Origin of the sequence: Corallococcus sp. CA049B, assembly GCF_003611685.1 — a bacterium.
In the GTDB taxonomy this organism is placed as follows: domain Bacteria; phylum Myxococcota; class Myxococcia; order Myxococcales; family Myxococcaceae; genus Corallococcus; species Corallococcus coralloides.
The window spans coordinates 1-12485 of sequence record NZ_RAWC01000096.1 but is presented as its reverse complement, the minus strand read 5'-3'; the positions used below and the strand labels follow the sequence as shown (position 1 = coordinate 12485).

The window sequence follows — 12485 nt, the reverse complement described above, 5'->3', positions numbered from 1 at the left end:
CGGCCTCAGTCCTCCGTCAGCAGGAGGCTCCAGAGCAGCACCTTCTTCTTGCCCGGCGGCCGGTGCAGGCAGCGGAGCGGGCCGTCCTGGGACGCCACGAACACGATGGCTCCGGAGTGCTGGTTGGCGAAGACGGCCGCGGCGCGGTGGCGCGAGCCGTGCTGGTGGATGGGGTAGTGCGGCCCCGGACGCCCCTGGAGGGTGCGCGCCTCGAAGACCTGCGGCGGGCCGCTGCGCGGGAGCGCGATCTGATACCCCGCGCAGAGCACCTCCAACTCCGGCCCCAGCACCAGCGCGTTGTCCACCGCCGTGAACTGCCCGATGCTCTCCACCAGCGCCTGGAAGTCGCTCTCCGTCACCTTGTCGTCGTGCTCGGCGGCGGCCTTCTTCAACTCCGGATCCTCTTCCTCCTCCGCCGCCTTGCCGGCCTCCGCCTGCCAGGCGCCGTTGATGAGGTCCGCCCGCGCCTGCACGAAGCGCTGCAGCCGCTGACGCAACAGCGAGCCCTGCTCCGGCGGCAGGACGTACTTGCCTCGCGCCCGGAAGCGCTCCACGTCGTGCTGCTTGGGCAGGAACGCGATGAGCCCTCCGTGATGCAGTCCCGCCATCCTCCGGATGAGCCCCTGCACCGCGTTGGACACGTACCACTCTCGGTTGCCGCCCATCAGCGGCTGCACCTTGGGCAGCGACTCCACCAGCGTGGCGCACATCTCCATCAGCGCCGCGCGCACCGCGCTGTCCTCGTGGAAGAGCAGGTCGTGCAACGCCACACGCCGGCCCGGTGGCACCGGCGCGCCCTGCTCGTAGCGGAAGACCTCGCGCCCCTGCGTGCTCACCACCAGGTGGCCCGGCTCCGGCGCGTGCAGGATGAAGACGTCCTCCTCGCCCTCGGCGTGGAACTCCGTGTACTCCACCCGGCGCGCCAGCCCCTGGATGCGCAGCTTGCCCTCGCGCGGCCCCACCACCACCGCCGTGCGCGGCAGGTTCGCCGCGGGCGCCAGCTTCACCAGCGCCTCCACGCTGAAGTCGGTGATGCTCGACTTGGCCTCCAGGGGCAGCGTCTCCCACGCCTGCCGTTTGCCCTTCTGTCCGCCGATGTAGACCGTTTCGCGCACCGCCTGCAGGCCCTGCAACCCCTGCGCGTGGTAGGCGATGCGCACGCGTGTGGCCTCGCCCTCCTCCCGGCCCAGGCTCGCGAAGAACACCGTGTCCGCCAGCACGACCAGCAGCTTCAGCGTCGGCTCGGCGAGCGGCGTCTTGGCGAACTGCCGGAGCCACCCGCGCAGGGCTTCTCCGGGGTATTGCAGGCCGGGTTCATCCATCGGGCGGGCAGCATAATCACGGCGCCGTGTTTCCCGGTGGAAGTCGCTCGCGCGCCGCGATGCGGCGTTGGGTTCCCACCGTGCGCCCGGCCTGTAGCACCGGCGTCACGACAGTCTCGGGCCACGAAGGGTTGTCGACACCCGGACGCGCTCCTAGGGTTTCCCTCTTCCCCCCGAGGAGACCGCCCTGATGCGCTCGCGTTACCTGACCGCCGCCCTGCTCGCCCTCGCGCTGCCGCTGTCCGCCAGCGCGGCGCCAGCCGCCTCCCGCACCGTCGTCTTCCAGGGCGGCACGGTGCTGGATGGCTCCGGGGGCCAGCCGCTGGAAGAGGCCGCGGTGGTGGTGCGCGACGGGCGAATCGTCTCCGTGGGGCTCGCCATCCACGTCAAGGTGCCCAAGGGCGCGGAGGTCATCGACTTCAAGGGCCAGACGCTCCTGCCCGGCCTCATCTCCGACCACAGCCACGTGGGCCAGACGTCCGGCACCACCACGGGCTCCCAGAACTACACGCGGGAGAACGTGGAGAAGCAGCTGCGCCAGTTCGCCGCCTACGGCGTCACCACCGTGACGGCGCTCGGGATGAACCGGCCGCTGTTCAACGAGCTGCGCAAGGAGGCCCACGCGGACACCTTCACCGGCGCGGACCTCTTCGGCGCGGGGCAGGGCATTGGCGTACCGGAGGGCGGGCCTCCCCAGGCCATGACGAACAACGCGCCCGACCAGGTCTTCCGCCCCACCACCGCGCAGGAGGCCCGCGCCGCCGTGCGCACGCTGGCCAAGAACCGCGTGGACCTGGTGAAGGTCTGGGTGGACAGCTTCCTGGGCAAGCTCCCGAAGATGAAGCCGGACATCTACAAGGCCGTCATCGACGAGTCCCACAAGCAGGGCCTGCGCGTCGCCGCCCACATCCATGACCTGGAGGACGCGAAGGCCGTGGTGGACGCGGGCGTGGACATCCTCGCCCACGGCGTGCGCGACCAGCCCGTGGACGCGGCCTTCATCCAGGCCATGAAGAAGCGCGGCGTCTGGTACGTGCCCACCCTGGAGCTGGACGAGGCCACCGTCGTCTACGCGGACCAGCCCCTGCTCGTGGACGACCCCGTCCTCCAGCCCGCGCTGTCCCCCGAACTGCGCGCGCAGTTCAATGACTCCGCGTGGCGCAAGAAGACCCTGGAGGACCCCAAGGCCCAGGAGGCACGCCACGCGCTGTCCACCAACCAGGCCAACCTCAAGGCGCTGTACGACGCGGGCGTGAAGGTGGGGTTCGGCACGGACTCCGGCGCCACCCCGCTGCGCATCCCCGGCTACGCGGAGCACCGCGAGCTGAAGCTGATGGTCGGCGCGGGCCTCACGCCCGGACAGGCCCTGGCCGTCGCCACCGGGAACGCGGCGGACCTGCTCAAGCTCAAGGACCGGGGCCGCATCAAGCCCGGCCTGCGCGCCGACTTCTTCCTCGTGGAGGGCGACCCCACCGCCAGCATCATCGCCGCGGACCGCATCACCGGCGTGTGGCGCCAGGGCCGCAAGGTGGCGGGGAAGCTCACCGCGCCTCCCGCGCCCTGAGCCTCACTCCTCGATGGGCGGCTGGAGCGTGCCGAAGTGCTCCAGGCCCTGGTCCAGCGCGGAGCGCACCGCGTGGAGCAGGGCGCCGTCCGACATCCGACGCACCAGGACGATGCCGGTCGTCACGTAGGAGGGTGCGCCTCCCAGCCGTGCCTCCAGCGCCTCCAGGGTGAGCACGGTGAGGACGAAGGTGCGCCCGTCGCGCAGCCGCACCACCAGGTTCCGGGAGCCCTCGAAGTGCAGCGCCGGGGGCTCCGCCACCAGCAGGGAGGCGATGCGCTCGTCCTCCGTGTCGATGGACCGCATGCCTGACCGTTCGCGCGTCGAGCGTCGCATGGCGGGGACGATGGTGACCCCCACCCGCGCCTACAACCCCCGCCCCTGGGAGGGCCGCGTCGCCGGACAGCCTCCGGCCCCTGGGGCCAGGATGGCGGGCAAGGGAGCGTTGACGCCGCACAAGACGAACGCCCCGTGCCGGGTGTATGGCCCCAGGCCTCCCATGCCCGCCGAGCCGTCCACCCTGTCCACCTGGGGCCTTCCCGGGATGTTCTTCGTCGCCATGCTGGCGGGCTCCGTGGTGCCGGTGCCCTCCGAGGCGATGCTCGCCGCCCTCATCTACAACGGCACGCCGCCGCTGATGGCCACCGGGGTGGCCACCGTGGGCAACGTGCTGGGCGCGGTGACGCTCTACATCCTGGGCAAGTGGGTGTCGCACGGCGGGGGTGGGGCCGTGGGCCGCTGGGTGGCGCGCCGCCGGGAGAAGGAAGGCCCGCGCATGGCGCGCGTGGAGGCGAACCTGCGCACCTGGGGGGCGCCCGCGCTGCTCATGTCGTGGCTGCCCATCCTGGGGGACGCGTTCGTGCTCGCGGGCGGCTTCGTGGGTGTGCGCCCCTTGCCCTTCGTCGTCTTCGTCACCCTGGGGAAAGGTCTGCGCTACGCCTTCGTCGCGCTGTCCACCTCGGCCGCCATGTAACAATGTGTAACATTGCGCGTCCCTGCCGGGGGGGATGCGCCGCTCGCGCAACGTTTCAAGGAATGTGACGGATAAACGGCGGAGGCGTCGTGTACGCGGAATACTGCGTCCGCGGCCCTGCCGTGACGTCCATGAACCTCTACGGCTCCCGGGTTTGCCGGGAGCAGGATGAAACATCGTGAGCCTGAAACAAGACCTCTTCCGGCGGCCTGCCGCCTCCTGGCGTACGTGGTCCTTCACGCTGGTGTGCGCGGCGCTCAGCGCGTGCGGTGGCTCCGTGGAGGCGGACGCGGAGGAGACGGCGCCGGAGTTCGTCGCGCGCGAGGACTCGCTGGCGAACGTGCGGCTGCGCCTGATGGCGGCGAACCTGAGCAGCGGCAATGGCCAGGACTACGACCCGGGCCACGGCATCCGCATCTTCCAGGGCACGGACGCGGACGTGGTGATGATCCAGGAGTTCAACTACAGGACGGACTCCGCGGCGGACATCCGCGCCCTCGTGGACACTGCGTTCGGCACGGGCTTCTCGTACTACCGCGAGGCCGGCGCGCAGATTCCGAACGGCATCATCAGCCGCTACCCCATCATCGCCGCCGGCGAGTGGGACGACACGCAGGTGTCCAACCGCGACTTCGCGTGGGCGCGCATCGACATCCCGGGCCCCAAGGACCTGTGGGCCATCAGCGTGCACCTGCTGACCACCAGCTCCAGCGTCCGCAACACGGAGGCGTCCAACCTGGTGAAGTTCATCAACGCCAACGTGCCCGCCAGCGACTACCTGGTGATTGGCGGTGACTTCAACACCGGCAGCCGCAGCGAGGCGACCTTCAGCACCTTCTCCAGCGTGGTGTCCACGGCGTCGCCGTACCCGGCGGACAAGAATGGCAACACCAACACCAACGCGGGCCGCAACTCGCCGTACGACCACGTGCTGGTGGACAACGACCTGCGCGCCTACCAGACGTCCGTCGTGATGGGCTCCAGCACCTTCGCCAACGGCCTGGTGGTGGACACGCGCGTGTACTCGCCCCTGTCCGACATCTCCCCGGCGCTGTCGGGCGACAGCGGCGCGTCCGGCATGCAGCACATGGGCGTCATCAAGGACTTCCTCATCCCGGGGGACGGCACGACGGCCTCCACCGTGACGGTGCTGTCGCCCAACGGCGGCGAGAGCTGGACGGCCGGCTCGGCGCGCACCATCACCTGGTCCGCGTCCGGCGTCTCCAACGTGAAGGTGGAGTACTCGCTGAACGGCTCCACGTGGACGACCATCACGTCCAGCACGGGCGCGTCCGCCGGCAGCGTGGCGTGGACGGTGCCCTCCAGCGCCAGCACCACCGCGTGGGTGCGGGTGAGCGACGCGAGCAACGCCACCGTCACGGACCTGTCCAACGCGGCCTTCACCATCACCACGGGCGGCACCGGCGGCACGGGCAACGTGTTCATCAACGAGGTGCTCATCAACGAGCCGGGCTCGGACGTGAACGGCGAGTTCGTGGAGTTGGTCAACAGCGGCACGGCGGCGGTGGACCTGAGCGGCTGGACGGTGTCGGACGGCACGGCCGTGCGGCACACCTTCGCCAGCGGCACCACGGTGGCGGCGGGCAAGGCGGTGGTGGTGTTCGGCGGCGCGTCCGGCATCCCGTCCGGCACGCCGGGCGCGGTGGCCGCGTCCACGGGCTCGCTGGTCCTGGGCAACAGCGGTGACACCGTCACGGTGAAGAACAGCGCGGGCACCGTGGTGAGCACGGCCACGTTCGCCTCGTCGCTCGCGGGCACGGACGGCGTGTCCGCCAACCGCAGCCCGGACGCGTCGTCCTCGGGCAGCTTCGTGCTGCACACGGGCGTGTCCAGCCTGAGCAGCTCTCCGGGCAAGCGCGCCAACGGCACCGCGTTCTAGGGCTGAACACCGCTCCTCCGGACGACGCGGGTCCGGAGGCGCGACCTGGGAGAGTGTCCCCCCGGAGCGTCCCGCTTCCGGACGCGAGGAGCCCTCCCAGCACGCTGAAGGTCCATCACCGCTCCGAGTCCCGCTCGCAGCGCAGCCTCTGGCTCCTGGAGGAGCTGGGGCTCGACTACGAGGTCGTCCGCTACGAGCGCGACCCGAAGACGGACTTCGCCCCGCCGGAGCTCAAGGCCTACCTCGACCGGCTCCACGCGCGGCCCGCGGACCAGCGGGCCCTGGAGCGGGGCGGGCCGTACAAGTTGGGCCGCTGAGGAACGACGGGCCGCCCGGGATGGCCCACGTTCGCACCGGCTGGGGAGGTGGCCGGAGGTTCATCGCCCCCGACCCGAGGTTCTCCACGAGGACACACACCTCGCGGCGCTCCGCGGTGGACCGCGGCGGTGCTTGCAGGGGCGATGCCAGGTTGGGCTCACGGGCGGTGGCCGCCTTCCGGGCCCGCTTTCCGAAAACCTGTCCGACAGTCGGACAGGTTTCTCCGCTCGCCAGACCCGTCTGACAGTCGGACAGGTTTGCGCCACAGCGAGCCATCCCCGCGAACTTGTCCGGCTGTCGGACAGGTTTGCGCCACAGCGAGCCAGCCCCGCGAACTTGTCCGGCGGTCGGACAGGTTTGCGCCACAGCGAGCCATCCCCGCGAACTTGTCCGGCTGTCGGACAGGTTTTCACTGCATGAGGCCAGCCCAGCGAACCTGTCCGACAGTCGGACAGGTTTGGACGCATCCGCTTCCGGGGCTTCAGTGCCCCGCGTTCCCTGGGGAACGCGGGCCGTGGATGGAACTCGGACGCATTCGCCCGGGCCTTGATTCCGTGCGGATGGCGCTACTTGGGATCTGCCTGGCTCGAGGCTTCGCGCAGGCGGGGCGGCACGTGGGGCCCGAAGGCGGGCGGCTCCTCCGACTGCACGAACTTCGGGGCGCGCTTCAGCGGCGAGATGCCCATCCACCGGTTGAGGGTGGCTTTCGCCTCCGCCTGCTGAGGGGCCGGGAGCTGGCTGATGCGCGCGCCGTGGTTCCCGCCCTCCACCGTGTACAGGTAGGAGTCCTGCGAGTTGCCCAGCACGTAGGCCGCCGCCGTCCACGGGTCGTAGCTGCCGTAGATGAACATCAGGCGCTGTCCCTCCGAGGACACCCAGTCCTGGATGTCCGGCATCGCGCTGGGACGGAACACGAACGGGATGCCGGGGGGCGAGTACACCTCGCCGGTGTCAGTGTCCGGGAAGTGAATGAGCGCGCCCAGGTGCTCCTCATAGGGCTGGGGCCAGCCCAGCTCCGCCGCGGCCTGGTAGTAGTAGGCGGCGTACGGGGTGATGCCCTGGTCCGAGAACGAGTCGATGCCCACCACGGAGTCCATCGCGTCGAACAACTCCTGGTCCGTAGCGGTGGCGGTGGCGACGGGGATGTTCCGGGTGCAGTTCGCCGCGGAGTCGTACTGCCAGAAGGCGAAGTAGGTCTCGATGGCGGCGTGCTCCAGCGCCAGCTCCCGGCCCAGCTGGGAATACGTCAGGTTGAACCTCGCCGCGTAGGCGTCCACGAGGGAGAGCATCTGGCTCCGGCGCGAGAGCACTTCACGCTGGAAGGCCCACAGCCGCTCGCGGCACGCGAGCTGGGCGTCGCCGCCCACGGCGTCCTGGAACGTCACGAAGCGCTCGTCATTGCGCTTCGCGATGGGCGCCACGTACGCCACGGTGGCGTCCACGTCGTCCGGGTGGAAGCGGCGGAAGAACACCACCGTCTCGCCGCCCTTGCTGCCGCCGGTGGACACCCACTTGCCGGTGTAGATGGGCTTGAGCGCCTGGGTGATGCGGTGGAAGTCATCCGCGGACTGGCGGATGGTGAGGTGGCTCCAGTCCGCGGGCGACGGGATGCTGGGCGGAAAGAAGCGGTGCTCCACGGCGACCTGGTTGGCGGACAGGAGCTGCGTGGGCTCCGAGCGGCCGGTGCCGGTGGAGACGTTGTATCCGCTGGTGGAAAGCACCATCGGGCTGGCGTCCGCCTCGTGCATCAGCGTCAAGCGCTGCTCGAAGCGCTGGCACTCCGGGTGGGCGTGGTCCGACGGCTGGTTGTACCGCAGGACGAAGTGCCGGTAGCCCGCGGGGACACTGCCGCCGGTCCGGTCCTGGTCCACGATGAGGCCCGGGATGGCCTCCAGCCGGGTCCGGATGTCCAGCGACGTATCGCCGATGACGCTCAGGTCAGGAGGCGTGTCGACCCAGCCGCTCGGGGTGCATGCCACCACGCCGCCGTCCGTGCCCGCATCGGCGTCCGTGCCCGCGTCCGTCCAGGAACCCGCATCGGTGTCCGTGCCTGCGTCGGTGTCCGTGCCCGCATCGGTGTCCGTGCCCGCATCGGTGTCCGTGCCTGCGTCGGTATCCGTGCCTGCGTCGGTGTCCGTGCCTGCATCGGTGTCCGTGCCCGCATCGGTGTCCGTGCCTGCATCGGTGTCCGTGCCCGCATCGGCGTCCGTGCCTGCGTCGGTGTCCGTGCCTGCGTCGGTGTCCGTGCCTGCGTCGGTGTCCGTGCCTGCGTCGGTGTCCGTGCCTGCGTCGGAGCCGGCGTCCACGGTCTGGGTGCCGCTGTCGGGACGCGGGTCGTTCGGGTCGTCATCGCCACAGGCGACCGGTCCCGCCAGCAGCATGAGCAGGGGGACGAGCGACGCCCAGTGGGCCAGGCGCGCCGGCTTGGAGGGCTGGGAGAACAGGTAGGGCTTCATGGGTCCGCGTTCCTTGGCGACCGCGCCCGCCGGGCTTGCCCCGGCGAGCAACGGTGCTCACGCGCGGATTCCAGCCTCAAGGCCGGAGCATGTTCAAGGGGGCCGCCCCCGTGAGGTCCTCCACGCTGTCGTAGAGGAGCTGCCCGACGTAGTTGAAGTTGTGCGCCCAGGCGCCCGGGTCCTTCTTGCTCAGCTGGTAGTTGTGGGCGGCCTTCACGAGCGCCGGGGTGAACGGCGCGAACGCGTTGGCGGAGACGGACTCGGTGGCGCCGCAGGTGCCGTTCTTGTCCGTGTCCTTGAAGAAGTACGGATTGACGTCGCCGTTGTAGCAGAGGCCGTTGCTCGTCACCCCGCGCATGGCGGTCAGCACGCGCGCGGCCATGCCCTCCACCTCCGCCTCCAGGGACTCCGCCGTGTTCCCGTCGCCGTCGTAGTCCGACACGTGGACGAGCCGGATCTGCTCCGCCGCGCTCTGGTCCGCGTGGCACGTCTCACAGCGTTCGCTCCACACGTCCTGGATGCGGAAGGTGTGGTTGCTCTTGCCCGGGACATGGCAGCTCGTGCACTGCACTCCGCCCATGTGCGTGAGCCGGCCCGCGTAGGTCTTGTTGGGGTACTCGTAGCCGATCCGCGCCAGCGTTCCTTCGCGCGTCCCCGCGGCCGGCAGGTAGTGCACGTTCTGGAAGCGCGGCGTGCCCCCCGCGCCCAGCGCCGTGTCGATGGTGGCCTTGGACGCGCGGCCGATGTGGCAGTTGGCGCAGAGGTTGTCCTGGCCCGGCAGGTTCACCGTCTTTCCGTCCGGCAGCCACGTCTGGGTGGGGACGAAGACGTCGTAGTCCGGTTCGAAGTTCTCGTGGCAGGTGGAGCACTCCAGGCCGTTGGCGGTCTCCGGCACCAGCTGCCCGACCCCGTACTGGACGAAGAAGCGGTAGCCCTGCGCGCCGCTGTGGCAGCGCGAGCAGCTAGCCTGGACGGTCTCGCTCGAGTCCCAGTTGCGCGCCGCCTTGCTGGCGCCGTTGAAGTGGCCCGGATCGTTGCGCACCAGCAGCGACGTGTCGAAGGGCACGCTCAGCGCCGTGTTCAACGACTGGATGGAGTCATGCAACAGCTGGATGATGTACTTCGCGTTGTGCGCGAACGCGCCCGGGTCCACCCGGGACAGCTGGTAGTTGTAAGCCGCCTTCTGCAGACGAGGGGTCCAGCTGGCGAACGTGTTGGCCGTGGTGGTTTCGCCCTGGGCGCAGGTCCCGTCCCCATTGGTGTCCCGGAACCAGTACGGGTGGGTGTTTCCGTAGCAGAGGGGCTGGGCCCGCTCCGCGCCGTACCGCTGGATGGCGGCGAGCAGCCGGTCCCGCAGTCCCTGGAGCTCGTAGTAGATGCCCTCGGTGCGGTTGTTGTCCCCGTCGTAGTCCTGATTGCGCGAAGCGATCTGCCGGATGTCCCAGGCCTTCGTGACGTCGGTCACGCCGGGGTGGCAGGTGGCGCAGGCCTCCCAGCGGACGCGCGTGCTGTGCGGGTCGTGGCACTCGTTGCACTTGTCGAAGGCAGGCACGTGGCGGAAGCGCGAGTCGTAGACCTGGTCCGCGTACTGATAGCCGCCCGCGGCCTGACCGGCGAAGAGCGTCGCGCCCGCGGGGTAGTAGTGGATGTTGGTGAAGCCCAGGGCGGGTGAGGCGGTGTCCTCGCCCACCACGCCCGCGTCCGCGACCTGCGCGTCGAGGTCCCTGCCCGCGGCGCGCCCCTGGTGACACACCACGCACCGCGCCTCCGGGCCCAGGCCGGTGACCTGCTTGCCCGAGGGGAAGGTGACCGAGGTCAGGCTCGCGGCGGCGCTGTCGTGACACGTCTCGCAGCGGACCACCGACCCTGCCGGCGCGGGGGCGTCCACCTTGCCAGGGGCGGTTCCGTCACCGCCCAGGAAGTCGATGTAGCCCTCCGAGCTGTGGCACCGCGCGCAGGTGGCGGGGACGAGGCCGTCCTCGTTCCAGTGGGAGAAGGCCTCGGCGGTGGTGTCCGCGTGCGGAGAGCCTGACCAGGCGAGGTAGTAGGGCACCTGGCTGGGGTCGACACCGGCGTCGCCCGCGAGGCCGCCCATCACCACCACCACATGGCGCGCTTCGAGCCTGGAGCTCGCGCCGGTGACCTTGATGGCGGTCTCTCCCGCGCCCACGCCCGTCACCTGCCCGGAGCCGTCCACGGTCGCGATGGCCGGGTCCTCGCTCTCCCAGCGGTAGCTGTCGTCGGTGGCCTCGCGCGTGGTGGCCGTGAGCTGAACGGTCTGGCCCACGAGCACCGCATGCGGGCCGTCGGTGATGAGCTCCGGGTGGGGCGTCTCCAGTTGGGCGCAGGCGCTCAACGCGCAGGCCAGGAGCAGCGGTCCGGCCAGGAGCAGGAGGGGTCGTCTCATGGGGGCCGCCTCGGGAAGAAAGTGCGTCATGGTTGAGCGCCTCCGGAGATCCACGCCAGGAGGGTCTGGTACTCCGGGGTGTCCGCCCCATAGACGGCCCCGCCGCCGTGGCCCGCGCCGGAGGTCTTGCGCAGCAGCCGGCTGGCGGAGGGATTGGAGGTGTCCGTGAGGGAGAGGGCCGCCGCGTAGTCCGCGTCGGCATCGCCCGTCAGCAGAAAGGAGGTGCTGCCCGCGGCGCCGCCGCCGCGGTGGCAGCTCTGGCAGCCGGTGGTGAGGAGCGGATGGACGTCGTTCGCGAAGGACACGGCGCCGCCTCCGTCCCCTTCGCCTCCGCCGTCGATGGGGGGCTCCCCGGCGTCGGCGGCGACGGGACCCCGCTCGAAGTCCGCGCAGCCCAGGGCCAGCGCGAACATGGCGGTGAGGACCGCGGCCCGTGTCTGGATTCGGGAGTCAGAACTCATACGCCACCACCAGCCGGGTGAAGTCGTCCGGCGTCTCGTCTGTCTTCTCCAGGTTCCAGAAATGGAAGAGGCCGGCGCTCAAGCCCCGCCACCGCGCGACCACGCCCACGTTGTGGCTGGAGGCGTCCTCCCGGGTGAGCGCGTTCGAGTCCAGGATGAGGCCTCGCCGGTTTCCGAAGGTGCGCAGCCCCTGCCGGTACTGGACGTAGAGCCAGTCGGTGGGGTGGTAGCGCAGCTGGAGGTAGCTGGCGAAGTGGTAGTAGTCCTCGCCCGGCCCGCCGTAGCCCTCCGCCTCTCCCCCGGAGACGTCCGCGCGCAGCAGCCCGGCGCCCAGCGAGAAGTGCTCCAGCACCGGAAGCCCGCGCGGACGCCACACCGCCACGTCCAGCGCCTGGAGGAACAGGCGGCGCCCGAACCCCAGCGAATTGAAGTACGGCGAGTACCACACGTTGATGGGGCCCCAGGCGCCGCCAAGCCTGGCCCCGACGCCCAGGCGGGTGTCCTCCAGCGGGGCCAGGTCCGACTGGAGGTTGAGCACCGCGTCGGCGCGCTTCAGCCGGTAGCCGGCGATGACGTAGGCGTCGCCAGAGAGGGCGATGGGCCCCAGACGGCGCTCCACGTTCACCGTCAGCCCCTCCCGGGCGAACACCACCGGAAGCACCCGCTGGTCGAAGCCCGCGAGCCCTCCGTAGCTGTGATGGAAGAGCGGATCCGCGCCGAAGGGCACCAGGATCTTGCCCCCCTTGGCGAACACCTTCACCGGCCAGGTGGCCCCGCTCACCCGGTAGCCCACCTCCCAGAACTGGAGCGACAGGACCTCCAGGGTGAGGGTCACCGGGTCCTCGGCGGACTGCCGCGTCAGGAAGAGGAAGTGGTGGTAGCTGCGCAGCGCGCTCTCGCCCTCCGACTTGAAGGGGTGGTCGTTGTAGTTGACGCGCTCGTAGTTGAGGTCGAAGCGGCCGTTCAGGCTCAGCGAGCCGAGGACCGGAAAGGTCCCCAGTGACACGCCGCCGTGAGGGCCCGCTGGACCGTGCGGGCTCGCGGGGGCGGGAGGCGCGGCGACGGGCCCGCGAGCCCGCACGGT

General features: G+C 70.5%; 10 protein-coding genes. 4 read left to right on the top strand and 6 right to left on the bottom strand.

Annotation, left to right across the window (positions count from 1 at the left end; translation table 11 throughout):
- Window positions 1–5: 5 nt before the first annotated feature.
- Window positions 6–1322: a putative sensor domain DACNV-containing protein gene (locus D7W82_RS21260; protein ID WP_120620102.1), complete on the bottom strand. Its 1317-nt coding sequence runs from the start codon at window positions 1320–1322 to the stop codon at window positions 6–8.
- Between the two features lie 190 nt (window positions 1323–1512).
- On the opposite strand from D7W82_RS21260, the gene D7W82_RS21255 reads away from it, so the two are divergent.
- Entirely contained in the window at window positions 1513–2886 is a 1374-nt protein-coding gene (locus D7W82_RS21255) for an amidohydrolase family protein (protein WP_120620101.1), read from the top strand.
- Between the two features lie 3 nt (window positions 2887–2889).
- Here the strand turns inward: D7W82_RS21255 and D7W82_RS21250 are convergent, their stop codons facing one another.
- Window positions 2890–3192, bottom strand: a complete 303-nt coding sequence (locus D7W82_RS21250) for a hypothetical protein (RefSeq protein ID WP_120620100.1) — start codon at window positions 3190–3192, stop codon at window positions 2890–2892.
- 193 nt (window positions 3193–3385) lie between these two features.
- Between D7W82_RS21250 and D7W82_RS21245 the strand changes: the two genes are divergently transcribed.
- From D7W82_RS21245 to D7W82_RS21235, 3 genes are all read left to right on the top strand, one after another.
- Window positions 3386–3859, top strand: a complete 474-nt coding sequence (locus tag D7W82_RS21245; RefSeq protein WP_120620099.1) for a YqaA family protein — start codon at window positions 3386–3388, stop codon at window positions 3857–3859.
- A gap of 178 nt (window positions 3860–4037) precedes the next feature.
- Window positions 4038–5759: a lamin tail domain-containing protein gene (locus tag D7W82_RS21240; RefSeq protein WP_120620098.1), complete on the top strand. Its 1722-nt coding sequence runs from the start codon at window positions 4038–4040 to the stop codon at window positions 5757–5759.
- A gap of 53 nt (window positions 5760–5812) precedes the next feature.
- Entirely contained in the window at window positions 5813–6076 is a 264-nt protein-coding gene (locus tag D7W82_RS21235) for a hypothetical protein (protein WP_233587846.1), read from the top strand.
- A gap of 567 nt (window positions 6077–6643) precedes the next feature.
- Here the strand turns inward: D7W82_RS21235 and D7W82_RS21230 are convergent.
- From D7W82_RS21230 to D7W82_RS21215, 4 genes are all read right to left on the bottom strand, one after another.
- The gene (locus tag D7W82_RS21230) at window positions 6644–8533 is read right to left on the bottom strand and encodes a S28 family serine protease (protein WP_120620097.1); all 1890 of its coding nucleotides are present in this window, start codon (window positions 8531–8533) and stop codon (window positions 6644–6646) included.
- Between the two features lie 76 nt (window positions 8534–8609).
- A complete protein-coding gene (locus tag D7W82_RS41025; RefSeq protein ID WP_199727801.1) occupies window positions 8610–10940 on the bottom strand; it encodes an Ig-like domain-containing protein in 2331 nt (776 codons plus the stop codon).
- A 26-nt stretch (window positions 10941–10966) separates the two neighbouring features.
- Window positions 10967–11401 (bottom strand): hypothetical protein, encoded by a 435-nt coding sequence (locus tag D7W82_RS21220; RefSeq protein WP_147439445.1) that lies wholly within the window; start codon window positions 11399–11401, stop codon window positions 10967–10969.
- The coding region (locus tag D7W82_RS21215) for a hypothetical protein (protein WP_233587845.1) at window positions 11391–12485 on the bottom strand (1095 nt) is incomplete at its 5' end. The genes D7W82_RS21220 and D7W82_RS21215, both read right to left, overlap by 11 nt.